15 protein-coding genes and 1 riboswitch are annotated in these 20738 nt (G+C 61.3%); of the genes, 4 read left to right on the top strand and 11 right to left on the bottom strand.

Annotation, left to right across the window (positions count from 1 at the left end; translation table 11 throughout):
• Positions 1-53 precede the first annotated feature (53 nt).
• Positions 54-1742, bottom strand: coding sequence for a M20/M25/M40 family metallo-hydrolase (locus F3J08_RS09540; protein ID WP_370458708.1), 1689 nt, complete (start codon positions 1740-1742; stop codon positions 54-56).
• 632 nt (positions 1743-2374) lie between these two features.
• Positions 2375-2623 carry a hypothetical protein gene (locus tag F3J08_RS17550; protein ID WP_370458707.1) on the bottom strand — a complete coding sequence of 83 codons (249 nt, stop codon included), beginning with the start codon at positions 2621-2623 and terminating at the stop codon, positions 2375-2377.
• Between the two features lie 42 nt (positions 2624-2665).
• Between F3J08_RS17550 and F3J08_RS09535 the strand changes: the two genes are divergently transcribed.
• The 4 genes from F3J08_RS09535 to F3J08_RS09520 all read left to right on the top strand — a co-directional run bounded on the left by F3J08_RS09535 (position 2666) and on the right by F3J08_RS09520 (position 7137).
• A complete protein-coding gene (locus F3J08_RS09535) occupies positions 2666-3553 on the top strand; it encodes a cation diffusion facilitator family transporter (RefSeq protein WP_370458706.1) in 888 nt (295 codons plus the stop codon).
• Entirely contained in the window at positions 3547-4446 is a 900-nt protein-coding gene (locus tag F3J08_RS09530; protein WP_166929580.1) for a cation diffusion facilitator family transporter, read from the top strand. Before F3J08_RS09535 ends, F3J08_RS09530 begins: the two co-directional genes overlap by 7 nt.
• A 140-nt stretch (positions 4447-4586) precedes the next feature.
• On the top strand, positions 4587-6023 hold the full coding sequence (locus F3J08_RS09525) for a chloride channel protein (protein WP_062164013.1): 1437 nt from the start codon (positions 4587-4589) through the stop codon (positions 6021-6023).
• A 118-nt stretch (positions 6024-6141) separates the two neighbouring features.
• Positions 6142-7137 (top strand): LLM class flavin-dependent oxidoreductase, encoded by a 996-nt coding sequence (locus F3J08_RS09520; RefSeq protein WP_166929579.1) that lies wholly within the window; start codon positions 6142-6144, stop codon positions 7135-7137.
• Positions 7138-7278: 141 nt separating this feature from the next.
• On the opposite strand, the gene F3J08_RS09515 is transcribed toward F3J08_RS09520, so the two are convergent.
• From F3J08_RS09515 to F3J08_RS09475, 9 genes are all read right to left on the bottom strand, one after another.
• Positions 7279-9180 (bottom strand): glycoside hydrolase family 15 protein, encoded by a 1902-nt coding sequence (locus F3J08_RS09515; protein WP_240149263.1) that lies wholly within the window; start codon positions 9178-9180, stop codon positions 7279-7281.
• A gap of 42 nt (positions 9181-9222) precedes the next feature.
• Complete coding sequence (locus F3J08_RS09510; protein WP_240149262.1) at positions 9223-10749, bottom strand: carbohydrate porin; 1527 nt, start codon at positions 10747-10749, stop codon at positions 9223-9225.
• Positions 10750-10954: 205 nt separating this feature from the next.
• Complete coding sequence (locus F3J08_RS09505) at positions 10955-13405, bottom strand: TonB-dependent receptor (RefSeq protein WP_166929785.1); 2451 nt, start codon at positions 13403-13405, stop codon at positions 10955-10957.
• A 136-nt stretch (positions 13406-13541) separates the two neighbouring features.
• Complete coding sequence (locus F3J08_RS09500; RefSeq protein ID WP_166929577.1) at positions 13542-14180, bottom strand: histidine phosphatase family protein; 639 nt, start codon at positions 14178-14180, stop codon at positions 13542-13544.
• Between the two features lie 14 nt (positions 14181-14194).
• Positions 14195-15514, bottom strand: coding sequence for a cobyrinate a,c-diamide synthase (locus tag F3J08_RS09495; protein ID WP_166929576.1), 1320 nt, complete (start codon positions 15512-15514; stop codon positions 14195-14197).
• A 90-nt stretch (positions 15515-15604) separates the two neighbouring features.
• A complete protein-coding gene (gene cobN, locus F3J08_RS09490; protein ID WP_166929574.1) occupies positions 15605-18952 on the bottom strand; it encodes a cobaltochelatase subunit CobN in 3348 nt (1115 codons plus the stop codon).
• A 3-nt stretch (positions 18953-18955) separates the two neighbouring features.
• Positions 18956-19969 (bottom strand): cobalamin biosynthesis protein CobW, encoded by a 1014-nt coding sequence (gene cobW, locus F3J08_RS09485; protein WP_166929573.1) that lies wholly within the window; start codon positions 19967-19969, stop codon positions 18956-18958.
• Complete coding sequence (locus tag F3J08_RS09480; RefSeq protein WP_166929571.1) at positions 19966-20382, bottom strand: DUF1636 domain-containing protein; 417 nt, start codon at positions 20380-20382, stop codon at positions 19966-19968. Before F3J08_RS09480 ends, cobW begins: the two co-directional genes overlap by 4 nt.
• The gene (locus F3J08_RS09475; protein ID WP_166929570.1) at positions 20367-20561 is read right to left on the bottom strand and encodes a hypothetical protein; all 195 of its coding nucleotides are present in this window, start codon (positions 20559-20561) and stop codon (positions 20367-20369) included. Before F3J08_RS09475 ends, F3J08_RS09480 begins: the two co-directional genes overlap by 16 nt.
• A riboswitch (cobalamin riboswitch) is annotated at positions 20525-20730 on the bottom strand. It overlaps the preceding gene by 37 nt.
• Between the last annotated feature and the right edge of the window lie 8 nt (positions 20731-20738).

Here is a 20738-nt window from a genome sequence, read left to right as displayed (position 1 = left end):
TAGCCCTGAGGCAGGCAGGGCTGAGGCCATTCCCGGCCTCCACCCCATACCCGTCAGAGTGCGGGGCGCTGCGACTCCGTGTGTTCACGGATCGCCTTGAATTCCGAACCCTGCTTCCAGCTTGGCCACATGCGCGAAAAGGCCAGACTTCTGCCCACTTCGTAAAGCGCCGCGGCGTCCTCAGCCGCCCCGCGCAGATCCCAGCTGGCGCTCCAGGCATCGCAGGGCTGATGATAGCAGGCCATATAGCCCTCGAGCCATTTGCGGCCCGCTGGGACACCACCGTTTACGAGATCCGGATATCCAGCCAGATCCATGATCGGCAGCACTGGCACACCGGCACGGGCAAAAGGCAGATGATCGGCGCGATAGAAGGCCCCGCGTTCAGGCAGGGCTTCGTTGACGGTCACACGCCCCTGTGCGGAAGCGATCGTCGCGAAGTCATCCTGCAGACTGTCCTGCCCGGCCCCTACGAGGAAGGCATTGCGCGAGAGACCTCCCATCTGCAGCACGTCGATTGTGAAATTCGCAACCGTCTTGGGCAGAGAGATCAGGGGATGCTCTACATACCAGGTCGACCCCAGAAGCCCACGCTCCTCAGCCGTCCAGGCGCTGAAGAGAATCGTCCGCTCCGGCTGAGGGCCGGATTTGAAGGCACGGGCAATTTCCATGACCGCCGCAATGCCCGAAGCGTCGTCAATGGCACCGCGCCGTATCAAGGCCTCGCCATTGGGGCCGCGGCTTTTGCCGAACGCATCCCAATGCGCCCCATAAACAATCGTCTCGTCAGGATGAGTGCTGCCCGGGAGCTTGGCCAGAACATTCCGGCTTTGCAGATGCGACGTGGTGACATCCAGCGTCGTGGTCATGGTGACACCCGGCAGGGTGACAGGCGTGAAATCGGCGCGACGTGCCTGCACGCTCAGCTTGTCCAGATCGAGACCCGCACGAGCAAACAGGTCATGGGCGGCCTGCCCCTCCAGCCAGCCTTTGACGATAAGCGATTCTGGCTTGCCCTTGCGTTCGAGATCAAAGGCCTCCCCTCCTGCCGCAATGACCGTGCTCCATGGATAGGAAGCTGCCTCTGTATCATGAACGATCAGCGCGCCAACGGCGCCCCTGCGGGCCGCCTCTTCATATTTATAGGTCCAGCGGCCATAATAGGTCATGGTCCGACCACCGAAGCGACCCTTCACGGGCTCATCGGCAGCAGCCTTGAAGTCAGGATCATTGATCAGGATGACCGCAATCTTGCCCTTGAGATCCACATTCTTGAAATCGTCCCAGTCTCGGGCAGGTGCCGTAACACCATAGCCGACAAAAACGAGCGGCGCTTCCGTAATGCGTATCTGTGAAGCGGGCGTCCCTGTAGTGAGATAGATCTGTTCCGATTGATGGAAATCGATCCCTCCCGCCCCACCGGTCTGAAAATGAACCACGGAATCGGGCGCGATCCGCGTATGGATCATCGGAACTTCCTGGGTCCAGCTTCCATTATCACCCGCAGGTTCCAGACCGATCGCCTGAAACTGGGAGACGATATAATTGACCGTCCGTATCGCCCCCATCGTGCCGGGCGCTCGTCCTTCATAGGGATCGGAAGCCAGCGTACGGATCACGTCCGACATACGACCCGGCTCCATCGGGGCATAGACCAGCGGTTCAGCCGCAAGAGCTGGCATTGCGGCCAGAACGGTTCCGGCAACGAGAGCTGCAGCGGACTGACGTAGCGATCGCATCATGTTTTCCTTGCTTTTGCGGGACGCGACAACGTCTCGATCACCTGATTGCGCCCAACGCGACAGGGCGACGCCATCGTAGCGAGCCTCTGGTCCGCTGCCGTGCCTGCGCTGCGCACCTCCTGCCTTGGGTAAATCGCACCTTTGCGGGCAGAGACGTTCAACCAGAGGCAAATCTGAAAATCCGGATATCACAGTGCGTTCGCGCATCCTTACGACGAACGACCTTTTCGAATCACGTAGGGTGCAGGCGCCCCTTGCGGCAAAATGAAAGCCTGAGGCGCAAGCTTGAAAAAGCCAAGGAACCTTCACCAGAATACCCAATAACGTTAAAAAATCATTAACGGGCAGTAGCCCAACTCCATGCTGCGTATACCACTCCACCGAGGCCGATAATTCAATAACGAAATTGAATGATTTGATGACAAACCCTTTCCAGGGGGAATAACGGCAGAAATCAACCCCATCCCATTCTGTTCCTTTATCAGAAATAAATTGGATATATATCGCCGTGCGATTGATTCATTACAGTTTGACTAAGTGTTTCTCAGTAACCAATTTATAATTACGTTAACTTTTTGACCAAAATCATTCAGCCCGACCACCCTCCGTCATTCTGCATGTGTGACGCCGGTTCATCTTGGCGGCTGTCGTGTCGATGCCCTATATGATCCCTGTCCCGCACAATCTCTCTGGCAATATTTACCGAAGGCAATTTCATGGCCGAACACGCCTGCGACCATGCCCACCACCATGATCATCATTCCCACGGGCATGACATAGATGGGCATGAACACGGTCATGACGATCACGAAGCACATGGGCATGGGCATGGGCATGGGCATGGGCATGGGCATGGGCATGGGCATGGGGGGCATCACCATGTTCATGAGCCCGCAAGTTATGGCGGCGCGTTCCTTCTGGGGATGGCGCTGAATATTGCCTATATCGTTGCCGAGACTATATGGGGATTACTGGCTCATTCCCTCTCGCTCCTTTCGGATGCCGGGCACAATCTATCCGATGTGCTTGGGCTCGGGGCGGCATGGCTTGCCCACAGTCTGGCCCGGCGTGCGCCGACCACGCGCTTTACCTATGGGCTCAAGCGCTCCACCATCCTCTCGGCCCTAGGCAATGCGGTACTGCTGCTGCTGGTAACCGGCGGCATTATCTGGGAAGCCATCACGCGGCTTGTCGCACCGGGGGAGGTTGCCGGACGCGTTGTCATGCTGGTGGCGTTCGGGGGGATTCTGGTCAATGGCGCGACAGCCCTGCTTTTCATGCGGGGCGGCAAGGATGACCTCAATCTGCGCGGGGCCTTCCTGCATATGGCCGCCGACGCGCTCATGTCCTTTGCTGTGGTCGTCACAGGTTTCATCATCATGATGACCGGATGGGCCATTCTCGACCCCATCGTGAGCCTGCTGGTCTGTGTGTCCATCATCATCGGTACGTGGTCCCTCCTGCGCGCCTCACTCGATATGGCACTCGATGGCGTGCCCGAGCAGATCCGTCTGGATGAGGTCGAAGCCGGCCTGCTGGCGCTGCCTGATGTTGAGGGCCTCCATCACCTGCATGTCTGGTCGCTCAGCACGACTGAAACCGCATTGACCGTTCATCTTGTCAGCAATGCCGACGCCACGAGGCAGGCCGGTATCCTGCGGGAGGCGACCACCATGCTCGCCAGGCGCTTCAGGATCGGCCATGCAACCTTCCAGATTGAGGCAGCCGGGTCACCTTTTCCCTGTAGCCCTCATGATCACGGGACGACATGCGGCGATAATCCTGCCTGTCAGGGTGCCGTTTCATGCTGAAGCAGCCCGAAAAAATCGTTTTTGGCTGGTTCTCGCTGCTCGTAAGCCTCGTTGCCCTGGGGCTGAAATACATGGCCTGGCGGGTCAGTGGCAGTTCTGCCCTGCTATCGGACGCGCTTGAAACGATCATCAATGTCGCTGCCGCTCTGGGGGCTCTGTGGGCACTGAAAGTGGCGCAGCGTCCAGCCGATGAGAACCATACCTACGGGCATGACAAGGCCGAATATCTCTCTGCCGTCAGCGAGGCTGTTCTGGTGGTGCTCACCGCCATAGGGATCGCCTGGGTCGCATGGCAGAGCTGGTGGGCGCCCAATCATGATCTCGCCCCGTGGCGTGGCATCGTGTTCAACGCGCTTGGCGGTGTGGTCAATCTGGTCTGGGGGCTCGTTCTGGTGCGTCAGGGCCGCATGCGCCGCTCGCCTGCCCTTACCGCCAATGGCCGCCATGTCATTTCCGATGTCTGGACTACAGTGGTCCTGGTGATCGGCATCGCGCTCATTCCGCTTACCGGCTACACGCGTCTCGATGCTATTCTCTCAGCTCTTGTGGCCGTGAACGTACTGCGCGTCGGATTCGACATGATGAAACAATCCATCGCCGGGCTGATGGACGAAGCGCCAGACACGGACACGCTCCAGATGATCCGCGCAGTCATCTCTGAACATGCCAGCGGTGCGATCGAGGCCCATGACATCCGGGTGCGTACCGCAGGCAGTGTCAGCTTCATCGAATTTCATCTGGTGGTGCCTGGCACCATGACCGTATCGGACTCGCATGACATCTGCGACCGGGTCGAACACGCCTTGCGCCGTCATATCGGACGCGCCCTTATCCATATCCATGTCGAGCCTGAAGAAAAGGCCAAGCAGACCGGTATCCCGGTGCTGGCCTGAAACGAAAGACGGGCGAACCGGAAAAGGCGACGCCCGTTACGTTTTTTCGTGACAAGAGTTTCTTGACCAGTTGCCCGGGGTGCTGGCAGGAGCGTTCCTCATCGGTCGGGGCCTCCCGACTTTCAGTCAGGCGAGAACCTATGCGCCCCAGCACCGCTTTGCGGCAAAAGAACCGGATTCTGCATCTGCGCCGCTCTGCGCGCCGAACCACCACGCAGTGGCGACGCACCCTTACCTACTGGCTTGGCGCCATTCTGGTTGGTGTTGTGGCTGTCGCTTTCGCGGGTACGGCGGACTGGGCCGCCCGCGCCCGAGGCCGTCTGCTGCACTGGGATCCCTATGTCATGCTGGTGGTCGTGCCCGCAGGTCTGGCTCTCTCAACCTGGCTCACCCGTCGCTTTTTCGCAGGCGCGCAAGGCAGCGGCATCCCTCAGACCATCGCCACACTGCATATCGAGAATTTCTCGATCGTTAATCGTGTTCTCTCGCTGCGCATCGCCTTCGCCAAGATCATCCTCACCTGTTTTGGCCTGCTCGTTGGCGCATCCATCGGCCGCGAGGGCCCTACGGTGCAGGTTGGTGCCGCGATCATGCACGGCTTTTCGCGGTTGCTTGGCATCTCGAACGTGGCCGCCCGTCGCGGTGCCATTCTTGCTGGCGGTGCCGCAGGCGTCTCGGCTGCCTTCAATACGCCTCTGGCCGGAATCGTTTTTGCCATTGAGGAACTCTCGCACTCCTTCGAGCAGAAAACATCGGGCACCATGCTGACCGGTGTCGTGCTCTCCGGTGTGACGGCCATCGCTCTCGTGGGCAATTACTCGTACTTCGGGCATACGGATGTCGATGTCCCTATTGGCACAGCCTGGATTGCGGTGCTGACCTGCGGCATCGTAGGGGGGATTGCGGGCGGAACATTCTCGGCGCTGCTCATCCGCTTCTCCAAAGGACTGCCCGGGCGCATCGGGGCGCTGATCAAGGCACGACCAGTTGCCTTCGCGGCGTTGTGCGGTCTGGTTCTGGCACTGCTTGGGCTGGTATCGCACGGCGCGACCTACGGCACAGGCTATACCCAGGCCCGCGCCATCATTGACGGCTCGGAGCATTATCCGGCGTCGTTCTTCGTGCTGAAATTCATCGCGACCGTCGTCTCCTATTGCTCGGGTATTCCGGGCGGCCTCTTTGCCCCTTCCCTGTCCGTCGGTGCCGGAATCGGCGGCTGGATCGCGCAATATCTGCCCCATACAACAGCCGGCGCCGTGGTGCTGCTGGGTACGGTGGCCTATTTCTCTGCCGTGGTGCAGGCCCCGCTGACAGCGACGGTCATTGTCATGGAAATGTGCGACAACCAGCAGGTGACGCTTGCCCTGATGGCCACGTCCTTTCTCGCTTTCGGTGTCTCGCGCATGATCTGCAAGCACGCGCTTTATGGCGCGCTGGCCGACCGCTTCATGGAGGCAGCGCATAGCGCCGCCCCTGCCCCGATCTATACGCGTAGCAGCCCCAACCCCAGCCCTGCCATCGAGACTCTGGTCGAGGAAAGCGACCGGAAACCGGGCGACAAGCCCCACGAGGCCTGATCCGAGGCCAGAGCCCGACGGTTACGCGCCCCGCGATTGATCTGATACGCCGCGAGGCTGCACCCCCGGATCGCTCCGGGGGCTTTCAGAGCGCCAGGCAGCATCCCATATCGGGATCATGGCACCGCTCTCAGTACTCGATCTCTCCTTCATTCGCGAAGACGGCACGGTTCAGGATGCTCTTCTGGAGTCCCGCAATCAGGCAGTTCATGCGGAGGCCCTTGGCTTTCATCGCTACTGGGTGGCCGAGCATCACGCCATGCCCGGCATTGCCTCAGCGGCCACAAGCGTTGTGATCGGCCATCTGGCCGCAGCCACGCAGACAATGCGTATCGGGGCGGGAGGCATCATGCTGCCCAACCACGCGCCGCTCGTCATTGCCGAGCAGTTCGGCACGCTTGAAGCGCTTTTTCCCGGACGCATCGATCTGGGGCTTGGCCGGGCACCGGGTTCCGATCAGCGCACCATGCGTGCGCTGAGGCGTCACATCGACCACGCCGAACGCTTCCCTGATGATGTGCTCGAGCTCATGGCCTATCTCTCGCCAGCAGGCAGCGCCAATGGTGTGGTGGCCACGCCGGGCGCCGGAGCAAATGTGCCGGTCTGGCTGCTGGGGTCATCTCTGTTCTCGGCGCAGCTTGCGGCGGCGCTGGGGCTGCCCTTCGCCTTTGCATCGCATTTTGCACCGCAGATGATGGAGCAGGCGATCGCGCTTTATCGTCGCGACTTCCAGCCTTCGGCCCATCTGGCCGCACCCTATGTAATGCTTGCGGTCAACGTGATTGCGGCCGATACGGCAAAAGAAGCCGATTACCTTGCCACGTCACGGCGCCTGTTCGTCGCAGCCCTGCGTCAGGGAAAACCCGGACGCATCCTGCCCCCTGTCCTGCCAGAAGATCTCCCTTGGCCTCGAGAGGTCAGTGCACAGCTCGATACGATGCAGGGCACCAGCCTGATTGGCACAGGCGAGCAGGTGGCTGAGGGTATGGAGCAATTCATGTCCCGCCATGCGCCCGATGAACTGATGATCAGCGCGCCAATCTATGCCCCCACAGCCCGTCTGCACGCACTGACACTCGCCCGCGAGGCGTGGAGACTTACGGGGCGCGGCTGATTCTCCCCTGCACGCGGGCAGTCCTATCTCTCTCCCGCACCAAGGCCCGGTAACGGACCAACAGGATGCAAGGCCGTGAGAGTGAGCCGTGCAACCTCAATCGGAGCGTGAACGGCCCATCCAATCTTTGAAGTGCCCGCCTCAGGACAAATCAAAAGCCTTCATCCTGTTGCCTGCAAGCGCACAGGCTGCGTGGATGACGCCGAGATGGCTCAGCCCCTGCGGCGTGTTGCCCAGATACATTCCCGTCTCGGGATTGATCATCTCGGCCATGATGCCGGTATTGCTTGGCAGGCGTTCGAGGAAGCTGGCGTAAAGCGTTTCGGCCTCATCTTTCTCCCCCAGAAGATACAGCGCCTCGACCATCCAGCAGCTACAGGCCAGAAAAGCGCCCTCCTCCTCACGCATGCCGGTATAGCGGAACAGGAATGGCCCGTGGCCAAGCTCCTCTCGTATCGCACGCAAGGTCGAGAGCATACGATCACGCCTGTCCAGACCAAAGGGCACGGCAAGCGCGATCGATGCGTCCAGACCGTCCGATCCAGGGTAGAACAGATAAGCCTTGCGCCTGTCGCACCAGCACTCACGGTCGATCCATTCCAGAATACGGTCTTTCTCACGCGCCCAGCGCGGCGCGCGGTCCTTGGAAAGATGCCCACGCTCGGCCATCTGGCATGCGCGATCCAGTGCCTGCCAGCAGCTGATCTTGGACATGGTATAGTGCTGGTCCTCGGTCAGCTCCCAAATCCCGGCGTCTTTCTGGCGCCAGTGATCGGCGCAGCGATCGGCAAGATCGGCCAGAAGCACGGCGGTCTTCTGGTCGAGTAGGTTGCCACGTGAGACAAACAGCGCTGCCGTCTCGAAAATATCGCCGTAGATCCCATGCTGATGCTGACCCGCCGCGCGGTTGCCGCTCACGACAGGCTTGATGCCGCGATAGCCCTCAACCTCATCATAGACAATCTCGTCATCGACACTCTGCCCAGAGAGGCCATACATCACCATCGGGCCTGACTCGCCGAGGTGATGCACAAGCCAGGCCAGTGCGGCCTTGACCTCGGCTACTGCGCCAAGCCGCAGGAACGCATTCGCCACATAGGCGGCATCGCGTATCCAGGCGTAACGGTAATCCCAGTTCTTGCCGTCCTTCAGCCGTTCGGGCAGCGAGGTGGTGGCTGCCGCCGCAATAGCCCCGCTCGATGAATAAAGCAGCAGTTTGAGTGCCAGCGCACTGCGCCGAACCTGCTCACGATAGGGGCCGTCATAATGGAGCGTGTTGGCCCAGCTACGCCACGCCTCATCACTGGTCTCGATACGCCCGTCGATCTCCTCGACGCTCGGTACGGCAAGAGGCTCGTTTTCGGTTGCGACCAGCGCCACGAGGGCATGGGTTTTCTCATCCACCACGATCTCGGCCTCGATGGCCTCGTCCTCTTCGCGGAGGATGCGCATGTTGGGCGTGTGCACCATATGGGCGAGCACGGACCCCACATGGAAGATATTGCCGTTCTGTGTGGTCTGGATCCAGGGCGCGACAGTGCCACAGCGCGTGCCGAGCCTGAAACGCACGATGAACGTCATGCGCCCCGTCAAACCCTCGATACGCCGTGCAAATTCGGTCCAGGGCAGACGCCCGGCGAAGGTACTGTTGAGCGATTCTGTAAGCCTGGCCGAGCCCGTCTCGGTTTCGATCAGGGTTTCGAGAACATTGCTGTCCTCACGATAGCGCCGCGTGGCCTTGTAGGCGCCGACAGGGCGTATCTGGAAGAAGCCGCCCGCACGATGAAGGAGACGATCGAACATCGGCGGTGAGTCGATATTGGGAACGCAGAGCCAGTCCACACTGCCATCCGGCGCCAGCAGCGCCACACAACGGCCGTCGCCAAGGGCTGCATAATCCTCGATTGGCCAGAACCCGTCGAGGGGCCCTGCGGGAGAGAGCTCCCTGGCCAGTGCGGGAAGGTCGTGCGTCATGGGCGCTTCTCTCTCGATCATGCTGAGCTGACAGGCCGTGGCGATGGCCAGGCAGTCTCGTCGGGCCATTGCAACAATCGAGAGAGGGGCAAGGTTGCCCCCCGGTATTTTTCAGAAGATTTCTATGTGGCTCTTGAAGCCCAACATGGCCTGATCGCGCAGCTGTTTTTGGGCACCCGGATTGAAATAATACTGGAAGTCAGGCGCGAAGGTGACACCGCGCAGCACATGGATCTGATACATCGCTTCCACCACATACGCGCTGGTCTGCGGGAACAGCGAACCATTGGGCAAAGGCAGGCCCTGCGCTGCGTACAGACGCTGGGAGCGCGTCAGATCGTCCGACACATGTGTCCATGAAAAATTCACACCGACCGCATCGAGCGGGCGCGACTTCCAGAAACCGCGATCCAGCACACCGAACGAAAGCTGATCGGCACGCGTCTGTGTCTGGGCCTTGTTGAAATAGGCGGCCCCGATCAGGGTCACACCGGCATCAGGGGCCTGACCGGGATGATGATAGACCATCTGGTCAACCAGCCCCCAGGCGGCCCAGGCACCATGCACATCGCGTGGCTTGAGCCCGCTCAGGGCGAAGGGATTGCCGTTGCCGTCGTAGTAATTGTCCTTGTGGTCTGCCGTGTCATAAGCGAAGCCCGCCTTGTAATGGCCCGGCAGGGAATGGTCATGGCCGAAACGCGGCTCCCAGATGAACTCGACCGGCATGGCCTCACCATCGATCGTGGCCCCGTTGAACTTGAAGCCCGTGCGCATCTGGGCATTGCCATAGATGGCCTGTGTCTGGGTGAAATAGACACCGAACTGGAAGATCGTGTTGTCGGTCGGTCTCAGGCGGAAGCGGGCTGCCCAGTTGGCGTCGGGATAAGAGGCATGGGCCGTGTTATCGCTCGACGCTTTCGGATTGCCGCAGAACGCGTTGTTCATGAAGTTGCAGTAGAGCGGGTTTGCCGAGAAATCTGACAGGAAGGACATGCGCCCCGCTGCGACATCGAAGCGGTCGTTGAACATGGTCTCTTCGCCATAGGCGTAAACAAGGTGGACGAATACGTTACCACCGCCGCCATAGATTTCCTGACTGGGGTTCAGATTGTCTCCGAACATGCGGCTGGCCGGAATACCGTAACGCCCGACAATCACGTCATGGGTGGAGAAGCCGGTCCAGCCTGCCAGACGCTCCCAGTCGATATCGTTTTCCATCGAATACTGACCGGCATTGCTGGCGCCTTGGCGCAGACCGAGGCCTTTTGTCGGGGCATTGAGCATGCCTGACATTTCATTCGTATTGTCGAGCAGGATCGCAATGCCGCGTTCACGCAGCCAGGCATTGATGCCCAGAGGATTGACGAAAATTGCCTCCGGCTTGGGCAGGGGGGCGACCGTCGTGTCCTTGTGCAACTCCGACAGCGATGTCTGGGTCAGGGCAGAGGGCTGCTGCCCCGCATTGACCGCACCGAGCCCGGCGGGTGCAGGAACGGCGTTCGCTGCCACGGCGGGGCCGGTCTGTGCGGATGCTATGGCCGTTGTTGACTGCTGCGCGTGAGCCACGGAGGTCAGGCAGGAAACGGCAAGGCAGGCGGAAAAGAAGCGCAGGACGGTAGAAGACAATGTCTGGCTCAAGCTCCCTGTGAACAGATGACCGTCTTTTAAGAAAACTGACAGGTTTTTTGGACCCTGAGAGTCGTCATTTTATGCCGGTTTCGTGAGCAGACCACCACTGACGGGGAAAAAACACCGTTAAATCTGATGCAAAGCCCTCATGACAAATCATTGCTGGACCGGGATTGCCGGTCGCAGCAGAGGGGCCGTCGCGTTAATCGCCGATTCAGAGATCGTAATTCACGCGGAAATAGTAGTAGCCGCCGTTAATGCCGAGCTGCGACGTGCTCATGTAATATTGCGGGGCACCGAGATAGCGGTTTCCGTCAGGTACGCGCGTCGGATAGGCCGAGAAAATGTTGTTGCCGCCGATCGTGGCCGTCCAGCGCGGGGTAATGCGGTAGGACACATCCAGATTGGTCGTCCATTTCGGCTTGTTCTGGTACTCCAGAAAATGCGTCGTGCTGAACTGATAAGGTCCCGGCGCATAATAGGTCAGCTGGTTGGTTGTCTGGCCCCAGCGGATCTCGTGCAGGCCGACGATCCACTTGGCGTGTGTCCAGTTGCCACCAAAGATGATCTTGCTGCGCGGATAGGCCGTCGTCAGATAGGCAATCGACGCTGCATTGAGCAGCGGCGCGCCCGTGACGGGGTTGCTCGCCTGATGCGACAGACGCGTGCGGTTGAGGTTGATGGCGGCATCCCAGTCGATACGACCATAGGCGCCGAGCTTCGTCAGATAGGTGACCGTGATATCAAGACCCTGCGTGCGGGTGCTGGCCACATTGGCAAACCAGTTGGCCGTGATCGCACTCTGGTTCCATGTGCTGATATCTGCGGGCAGCGCAAAGCCGTTCATCTGCATGGCGCTGATGGCCGTTGCACCAGAGATATTGCCCCCCGGCATGATCCGGTCGCGCATGTTGATCTGGTAGATATCGGTCGTGACATGCAGATTGCGGATCGGCTCGACGATAAACCCACCCTCGGCATTGGTCGAACGCTCCGGCTTCAGGCCAGACGAGCCATTGGCCAGCGCACCGGGTGAGCCCGCACCGATCAGGCCACGCGCTGCAGTCGGCGAGATATTGAGGGCCGAGTAGTATTTCTGGGCCAGTGTCGGCGCATGAAAGCCATTGCTGATCGTGCCGCGCAGCGCGATACGGCGCGTGATGTCATAACGCAGCGAGACCTTGCCGTTCTGGGTGTTGCCCACATCGGTATAGTGCTCGTAACGCCCGGCCAGGTCGAGTTGCAGTCCCTTGGCGAGATAGGTCGAGATATCGAGATAGCCCGCCGCGACATCGCGGCTGTAATTGCCCGCATTGCCCGGATTGGTACCTGCCAGAGCGTCGGAGCCGTTACCATAGAGCGACCCCGGCGATCCCGTTCCCACGGAATAGCCTTCATAGCGATAGGACGCGCCACCGGCGAAGTTCACGCTGTGCGGCCAGCCACTGAACGTGAATTTGCGGCTGAAATCGAAATCATTCGTCCATTGCTGGTTGTTGAAACCCTGGACATTGAATGAGGTCGGCGTGGCGCCAGTCGCCTTGTTGGTCGAGAGATTGACCGAGTTGATCAGCCCAATATCGTCGTAATCGCGGCCATAGACGCTCGACACGTCCCAGTGCCAGCCACGGAAATCACCCTTGATGCCAGCCTTGAGTTCATAGTCGTTTTCGTTGAGCGTCTCGACCGGCGAATAGCCCCAGGGGTAGATCGCCTTGTAGGCGGGATAGGCATTGAGCGATGAGGCCAGACGGTAGTTCTGGTAGGATTGCGCATAGCGATGGGCATAGGTGCCGAGCGCGTAAAGCTGGATGTTGTCCGTCAGATCATAGCCTGCATTGACGGAAACGCTCTCGCGCGTCTGCTCCGGCTGGCTCAGGATATTGTTCTGATAGGTACCGGTGCGGTTATCGGCAGCGCTGCGATAGGTGTGATCCTGATGGACGAAATCCCCGCTGACATGCACGAAGCCGCGCGAGCCCAGACCGGCCCCACCATCGAGATAGACACCCTGCTGGAAGCCATCGCCCTCTGACGTGATGCCGGTAATGTTCTGGGCATGAAAGCCACGCGCCTGCTTCTTCAGGATGATGTTCACCACCCCTGCCACGGCATCCGAGCCGTACTGGGCGGAGGCACCATCACGCAGCACTTCCACATGGTCGATCGCCGACATCGGGATCATGTCGATGTCAGATGCCGTCGAGCCCTGCTGCGGGCCAGGGTTGGAATAGATATTGGCCGTGTTGTGACGGCGCTTGCCATCAACAAGTACGAGCGTCTCGTTGGGGTTCAGGCCACGAAGGCTGATCGTGTCCGTCATCGCACCCGCATCGAAACCGGCGGTCGGGGTGGTGAGCGACGGCAGAAGAAGCGAAAGCGCATCGCGCAGCGTGCCCTGCCCGGTGGCGGCAATCTGTTTGTGCGACACGATATCGAGCGGCGCGATGGAATCACGCGCCTTCTTGCCGATTTCGCGCGTGCCCGTCACCACGATGGCCTCACTGCCACCATCGGCATCGCCAGCGTGAACCGGCGCAGACTGGCGCGTGCGCAGCGCGTTTTTCTTGCCGGCATGGCTGGCCGCCGGTTTGGCGGGGGCCGCAATGCTGCTTGCGGGATCTGCAGAGGCTGTTTGCGCCAGCGCCTCACCCCCGCAGGACATCAGACACGTCGAGGCAATGAGGAAAAACACCCCCTTGCGCGCAACTGATGGCAGGAGGGTATGGGAGCGTAACAGCATGACAAACCTTACCGTTGATTCAGGATTGCCCCACTCCTCATTCGTCCGTTGCAGTTTGTCAACGGATCGGCGACTTTTGCGCAACAAACCCACCGGGATTGTTGAAAAAATGCAACAGAATCGCCGCACCCTGTGCAGGGGCCGGGTCTGACACCTCGAAAGGGCGGCGCTCCGCCAGCGCCAGCATCACGCGCAACGGGCCACCATGTGTGACGATGCAACAATCCTGCGCCGCCGCCATGCGCTCCTGCCAGAAACCCGTCACACGGTGCGACAGGGCCTGCACGGTTTCGCCCCCACCCGGCGCATACCCCATCGGGTTGGCCGCCCATTCATCCAGCGCATCGCGGGGCACGTCTGACCACAGACGGTTTTCCCAGGTGCCAAAATCCAGCTCGGCCAGACGGGAATCGCTCTCACACGCCATCGGCCTTTGTCCTGCATGAGCACCCTGTCCGGATACCTCGACCAGCAACTGAGCAGAGAGCGCGCAACGTGATGCGGGCGCATGAAACACCCGGATTTCGGAGGGCAAAGGAGCCCCCATCGTGCCGGAGGATCGCACGACCGTTCCGTCGCACCAGATACGTCTCCAGCCAGCGACACAGTCCTGCCAACCCGTGGCCAGATCAACATCCAGCCGCCCGTAACACAGCCCCGCCGCCACCTGCACCGCAGGGTGGCGCGCCAGCAGCATGGAAAAAGCCGGTGTCACGTGTCTGAAGGCGGTCTGGGACCAGACAGCATGTGAAAGAACGTACCCGAAACCAGACCACGTCGGCTTCCCGCCTCGCCCAGATCCTGCCCCTCACCATCACGCAGCGTCACAAAAGCCTCGTCCGAGCCGCGATCCGTGACGCTCGCATAATGGAATTCATGCCCACGCAGCACCTGTCCGGCCGCGCCGAGCACGCCATCATGGCACAGCCGCGCTTCACGATAGCCGAGCACCATCCTGCGGCGTGCGAAGGAGGTCCGGTGCGATAACAGCCCCAGCATAGGATGGGTCGTACCCGATGCATCCTCGAGACCCGCGCCCAGCACCATATACCCGCCGCACTCGCCATGGACCGGTCGTGTCTCCACAAAACGCGTCATGCCTGCCCTGAAGCGGCTGGCTGCTGCCAGTGCAGCGGCATGCAATTCCGGATAACCACCGGGCAGCCAGCAGCAATCCGCATGCTCTGGTGGCGCTTCATCGGCTAAGGGCGAAAAGGGCAGGATTTCCGCCCCGGCCTCACGCCATGTCCGGGCATGATGGGCGTAAAGGAAGGAAAAGGCGGCATCATCAGCCAGAGCGATCACCTGCCCCGGGGGCCTGAGCGTAGCCCTGTCCTGCGGCGCAGCCGGGCGATACGCCTCTGCCATGGCCAATATGGCGTCAAGATCCAGCTCGGCCTCGGCCTTGTCTGCCAGAGCCGCAAAAAAACCAGCCAGATCGCCGCGCTCGCGCGCCTGCACCAGACCCAGATGGCGCTCCGGAAGCACGATACCCCTGTCGCGCCGGAACACGCCCATAGGAGGATGCCGCAAGGCGGCGCGACAGAGCCTTTCATGACGGTCCGAAGCAATATTGTTCAGAACGGTGCCGGCAATGCGCACATCAGGCATCCACCCCGTCATACCCTGTGCAATGGCACCCACGGTCTGTCCCTGCCCGCTCGCATCGAGCACCAGCAGGACCGGCATGGCGAAAAGTGAGGCGATATCGGAGGCGGCCCCACGTGCGCCGTCCTGAAGGGGGAGACCATCAAACAGCCCCATGGACGATTCCACGATGACCAGATCCGCCTCTTCCGCCGCCTGGGCCAATCCCGCTGCCATCTGGCTTCGTGTCATCGCCCAGCTATCGAGATTGGCGCAGGGTGCCCCTGATGCCTCCTGATGAAACGCGGGATCGATATAGTCGGGGCCTGTCTTGAGCGCCCGTACCGTCAGCCCCCTACGCCGGAAGGCGGCGATGAGCGACAAGGTGAGCGTGGTCTTGCCCGAACCGGAGCGCGGGGCTGCCACCATCAGCATACGGGTCATAGGCGCTCCCTCATGATGGATGCATTCAAGAGCATAGCCTTCCTCGTCAGAACCGCACATGTGCTGGATCTGGATTGCCCTCTTCGCAGATCAGACCGGCTCATCGTTGCTCACCAGCACTCTCGCCACCGCGTTGCTGCGCGGCCGCCACAGATCGCGATCGAGCAGATCGGCAAAACGGTGCTTCATGTCTGACAGCGCCTCCGGATTATGGGCCTCCAGAAACGCGGCGCATTCCTCGTTTTCCAGCAAAGCCGAGAAGGCAAGATCGATCTGTCGGTCCAGCCGTGTGGGCAGTGTTGCCGCCCAGCCCTGAAGCGCTGCGACACCACGCGCCATTTCCGAAGCACCCCGATAGCCATGGCGCATCATGCCCGCAATCCAGCGCGGATTGGCCAGTCTGCCCCGCGTCACACGCGCCACTTCCTGCGCCACATCGCGCAGCCGGGGCGTATCGGGCTGGCTGGTATCGCCATGAAGCAGGATCGGTGAATTCCCAAGGCTGGACGCTGCGGCACCAAGCCCGCCTTCATGCGCTGCCATATCGACACTTTCGAGCAGATCCGTCTCGGCATGGTCCTGCATGTGCAGCACGACCTCTGCCCGACCGAGACGACTGGCAAGCTCCGCCCCGGCCCTGACGCCTTCCCGACCGCCGCCATAGCTCCATTGTGACCCTTCAAGATAGCGACGGCCAAGCTCGTCCCTGTCCTTCCAGCCCCCCTGGCTCAGTGACGCCTCGAGTCCTGTGCCATAGGCCCCCGGTGCCGCACCGAATATGCGCGAGCTGTCAGGGTCCAGAGTGAGCGGGTTCCACTCCGCGTCTTCTGCACGCGCGGCTACGGCGCGTGAGGCCTGATCGAACAGATCGATCAGCCCCGGAAACGCATCGCGAAACAGCCCCGATATACGCAAAGTGACATCCACACGGGGCCGGTCAAGCACGGTGAGCGGCACGATCTCAAAGCCGCAAAGCCTGCCACTTGTGGCATCCCACCGGGGCTGCACGCCCATGAGCAGGAAAGCCAGCGCCATATCCTCTCCCCCCGTGCGCAGCGTGGCGCTGCCCCACAGATCGAGCACGAGATGACGCAGGTTTTCGCCTTCCTCCTGGATATGCCGTGCCAGCAGAAGCTCGACCGTGCGATGGGCCAGAAGCAGGGCGGCCCGAGTGGGCACCATACGCGGGTCGGTCGTTGTCAGGTTGCGGCCCGTCGGCAGCACATCCAGACGCCCGCGTGTCGGCGCGCCCGAGGGGCCGGGAGGGATGAAACGACCGTCGAGCGCCGCCAGAAGAGCCAGACGCTCGGCCTCAGGACAGGCATCAAGACGCGCCCGTACTGCCTCGGGGGGGACATGGGCTGTTTCGGACAGCATCGCGACCAGCGCATCATGGCGGGGCGGCGTACAGCCGAAAACATGCAGGCCATCACGTATCTGGAGGTCCTTGACGTCGCAGAGATAGGCGTCGAGCCGCGCCAGCGCCTCAGCCTCATCCGCCGGATCATCCCTGGGCGTCCCTACGCGTGCATTGCGCCCATCGCCCCCTTCCCGGCCGGTAGCGCCTGAATGGCTCTCGGCCAGCACGCCCAGATCGGCAGCCCGATCGAGAATCTGACGGCGCAGCATGGTGCCGCGTCGCTTGTCCAGCCCGTCTGCCTCGGCATATTCGTCGATCAGGCGTTCGAGGGACTCCATGGCGCTGTCGAGCCCTGCACGCTGCACGGGCGGGGTCATGTGACCGATCATCACCGCACCGAGACGCCTTTTGGCCGCAGCGGCTTCACCGGGGTTGTTGACAATGAAAGGGTAGATGACCGGCACCCCGTCCAGCAGCACAGCGGGGGCACATTCAGGTGAGAGCGCCACAGCCTTGCCGGGCAACCATTCCAGCGTGCCGTGTGTGCCCAGATGTATCATTGCACTGATATCGCCTATCCGGCGCAGCCAGAGATAGAAGCCGATATAGGCATGGCAGGGCGCAATATCGGGGTCGTGATACTGCGCCTTGCGGTCAGACTCCTGACCCCGACCGGGCTGAAGGGCGAGAATAAGAGCGCCGACGCGCAAAAAGCGCACACTGACCGGCTGAGAGGGCATCCCCCATGTTGCAATGACTTTTTGCCGGAACGACTCAGGCAGGGTGTCGAAAGCCGCTCGATAGGCGTCGGCACTCATGATGAGAGTGGGTGCGGCGCGGCACAATCTGTCCGGCAGCTCTGATGCGACGAGAGATGGCACGTCGTATCCCGCACTGGCCAGCATGGTGGCGATGGCCTCGACACTGGCAAAACTGTCCAGCCCAACAGCGTGGGCAGCCTGCCCTTCGGCACCGGGATAATCGGAGAGAACCAGCGCCAGACGCCGCTCGCCCGGCGTTTCGGCTGCCAGACGCAACCAGCCCTGCATCTGGCGCACAATTTGCGCGATACCGGGGGCATAAGCTACGCGCCGGGCTGGCAGGCCGGGCGGTGCCTCATCGCGAAACGATATGGGTGCCCCTGAAAGACGACCGTCAAATTCGGGCAGGACGATCTGCATGGCAAGATCGGACGGTGACAGCCCCCGGGCGGCCTTGCGCCACCCTTCAAGCGTCGTGCCCGGCTGGAGCAGCTGGACGATGGGCACACCCGCTGCTTCTAGAACCGATGCCTCGCCATCATCCCCACGAGAGGCGAAGAACGTGGCATTCAGAATGATGTCGGGAGGCTCGTCCACTAGCCACCGGTCGAGAAAAGGCACGACTTTGGCCGCGCGGAGGGACGAGACATACACCAGATCGACCCCGCATCCGGCAGCTGCGATCGCCTCTGCCAGCGCATCGATCCCATCGAGATCGGCAGAAAGGAGGTGGGCGCGGTAGAACACGACCAGAGCCCGACTGGAGACGTCCGTGTTCAGGCGACGGTAAATTCCGGCCTCAGGCAGCTTTTCGGCCTCGGCCCCGTCATCTGCATGTAATCCGGCAATAGCCCCCATAAGGGTGAGCGCACAGCGCAGATTGCGTGTTCCGCCCTCGCGAAACAGGCTGTCGAGCCGGGCCCATTGGGCGGGCGCGATGCTTGAGAGGCTTTCGAGTGCGGTATTCGGCGTGGCCTCGCCGGTGATGAAGGCCAGTGGAATGGCCTTTTCCCGACAGACGAGCCTGAGTTCATCCACGCCGTAACGCCAGTATTCGGTGCCCCCGAGCAAGCGCACCACCACACAACGTGCATGGGCAATCGTCTGCTCCAGATAAAGATCCACCGACAGGGGATGACGCAGGCGCGACAGGGTGGCGACCTGCAAACTGGGGTCTGATGCCCTGTGCACATCGCGCAGGCCCAACAGGTCACTCTCGGAAAACGACAGCAGGACAAGATCGGCTGGCGCGTGGGCGAGGTCCTCGGCCACGGCCTGCCCATCCAGATCATGCGTTTCCCGAAAGAGAATATGCATGGCTCAGCCTGCGTCGAAGCTGCGCTGCACAGCCGCGGGGTCAAGCCCCTGCAAACCGATCACAACCAGCCTGCCCTCTGGCGCCTCGCCCTGCTCATAGGCATGTCGGATGCGCGCGCCCACCGCCTGCACGCCCAGACGAAGGCTCTTGCCTGCCACGCGGGCAAAGCCTTTCATACGCAGCACATCATGCTCACGCGCCACCTTCTCAAGTCTGGCGATAAAGGCTTCGGCACTGGCCTGTTCGGGCATGCTCAGCACGAAACTCGTGAAATCGTCATGCTCATGCTCATCCGCCCCGTCATGATGCGAGGGGCGTGCTGCCAGATCGTCCTCTGCCGCAGCGGCAAGGCCGAGCAGCACAGCCGGATCGACGCGCCCTTCACGGGCACGAATCACGCGCACCCGACGCTTGCGTGCAGCAAGACCGGCCTCGACCGCAGTGAGGGCGGCGTCATCCAGCAGATCCGTCTTGTTGAGAATGACCAGATCGGCTGAATCCAGCTGATCCTCGTAAACTTCTTCCAGCGGGTTGTCGTGGTCGAGCGATTCATCTTCCTCACGCTGCTTCGCCACGGCCGCCGGGTCATCGGCAAAGCGGCCATCGGCCACTGCCGGCGCATCTACCACGGTAATCACGCCATCCACCGTCATGCGCGTGCGCACGCTCGGCCAGCCGAACGCCTTGAGCAGCGGCTTGGGCAAGGCAAGACCCGAGGTCTCGATGACAATGTGATCGGGCGAGGTCGGGCGATCAAGAAGGGCTTCCATGGTGGGGATGAAATCATCCGCCACGGTGCAGCACAGGCAGCCATTGGTCAGCTCGACGATGTCTTCCTCAGGGCAGTTCGGAATACTGCACCCGCGCAGGGTCTCGCCATCAATGCCCAGAGACCCGAATTCATTGACCACGATCGCGATGCGGCGGCCATCCGATTTCTCGATCAGGTGACGCAGCAGGGTGGTTTTGCCCGCGCCGAGAAAGCCGGTGATGATGGTAACAGGAATCTTGCTCATGACAGTCTTTCAGATGCGGCAGGTTGGGCAGGTGCAGCAGGTTGAAGAGATTCGCCTGACGGCGACAACTGGCCAGGGAAACGCCCCAGAATAATATCGCGCAGGCTTTCAGGACGCTTTGAGGGCATGACCGTTCCTGAGCGCGAGTGTTCATAGGCCTTGGCATAGACCATCAGATCCTCCGCCAGTTCGGGCCTCAACCCTCCCAGAAGCCAGGACCATTTGCCGGGCATGGACAGGGTGGCGGTGCAGCCCCGCTGGCACGCCGCAAGGCATTCGACCCCCTCGACACGCACACCGGCGGTGGTCGCCTGCTGCAAGAGGGCCTCGTGCAGTGCCTCACCCCCGTCCCTGCAGGTGAGGCAGACATGAATGACGGGAGGCGTATCGCAAGATGTTATCGGTTCGGCCATGAACAATCCCGGACCAGACCCGCAAAACGGGCGCAACAGGGCACAAGGATGATTGCCGGGATATCCCGGCCTGCCATGAGCCGCCCCTCGATGACGGGGGCGGGTTCATGGTCTGTCGCGCTCCGGGCACCCCGCCGGATCGTGAAATCGGTGACGCGACGGCAGGTCTCCTGGCTCATGGTCCCGGTTGCCCGGCATTGCCGCCCCCTTCCCGGCATGGTCACCAGTGGGCTGCGACGGCAATGACATACCACCTACAGTTGCGGGGGCAGCGCAGGACTGATGCACATGGCACGAACCTGCTTCCCTTTTCACCCCTTGCGAGGCACCGTCGCTCATTTCCTAGCAGCTTTGCC

It is taken from the genome of Asaia sp. As-1742, from assembly GCF_011753235.1.
GTDB lineage: Bacteria > Pseudomonadota > Alphaproteobacteria > Acetobacterales > Acetobacteraceae > Asaia > Asaia bogorensis_B.
Note: the sequence above shows the minus strand (reverse complement) of the source record. Positions and strands in the feature narration are given on the sequence as shown.

Bases quoted from the DNA above. Each gene is read 5' to 3' on its own strand.
- F3J08_RS09540 (WP_370458708.1), bottom strand. From the start codon at position 1,742: ATGATGCGATCGCTACGTCAGTCCGCTGCAGCTCTCGTTGCCGGAACC.
- cobW (WP_166929573.1), bottom strand. From the start codon at position 19,969: ATGAGCAAGATTCCTGTTACCATCATCACCGGCTTTCTCGGCGCGGGC.
- F3J08_RS09530 (WP_166929580.1), top strand. From the start codon at position 3,547: ATGCTGAAGCAGCCCGAAAAAATCGTTTTTGGCTGGTTCTCGCTGCTC.
- F3J08_RS09500 (WP_166929577.1), bottom strand. From the start codon at position 14,180: ATGCTGCTGGCGCGCCACCCTGCGGTGCAGGTGGCGGCGGGGCTGTGT.
- F3J08_RS09525 (WP_062164013.1), top strand. From the start codon at position 4,587: ATGCGCCCCAGCACCGCTTTGCGGCAAAAGAACCGGATTCTGCATCTG.
- F3J08_RS09535 (WP_370458706.1), top strand. From the start codon at position 2,666: ATGGCGCTGAATATTGCCTATATCGTTGCCGAGACTATATGGGGATTA.
- F3J08_RS09515 (WP_240149263.1), bottom strand. From the start codon at position 9,180: ATGGCCCGACGAGACTGCCTGGCCATCGCCACGGCCTGTCAGCTCAGC.
- F3J08_RS09520 (WP_166929579.1), top strand. From the start codon at position 6,142: ATGGCACCGCTCTCAGTACTCGATCTCTCCTTCATTCGCGAAGACGGC.
- F3J08_RS09475 (WP_166929570.1), bottom strand. From the start codon at position 20,561: ATGAGCCAGGAGACCTGCCGTCGCGTCACCGATTTCACGATCCGGCGG.
- F3J08_RS17550 (WP_370458707.1), bottom strand. From the start codon at position 2,623: ATGGTGATGCCCCCCATGCCCATGCCCATGCCCATGCCCATGCCCATG.
- F3J08_RS09480 (WP_166929571.1), bottom strand. From the start codon at position 20,382: ATGGCCGAACCGATAACATCTTGCGATACGCCTCCCGTCATTCATGTC.
- cobN (WP_166929574.1), bottom strand. From the start codon at position 18,952: ATGCATATTCTCTTTCGGGAAACGCATGATCTGGATGGGCAGGCCGTG.
- F3J08_RS09495 (WP_166929576.1), bottom strand. From the start codon at position 15,514: ATGACCCGTATGCTGATGGTGGCAGCCCCGCGCTCCGGTTCGGGCAAG.
- F3J08_RS09505 (WP_166929785.1), bottom strand. From the start codon at position 13,405: ATGTCCTGCGGGGGTGAGGCGCTGGCGCAAACAGCCTCTGCAGATCCC.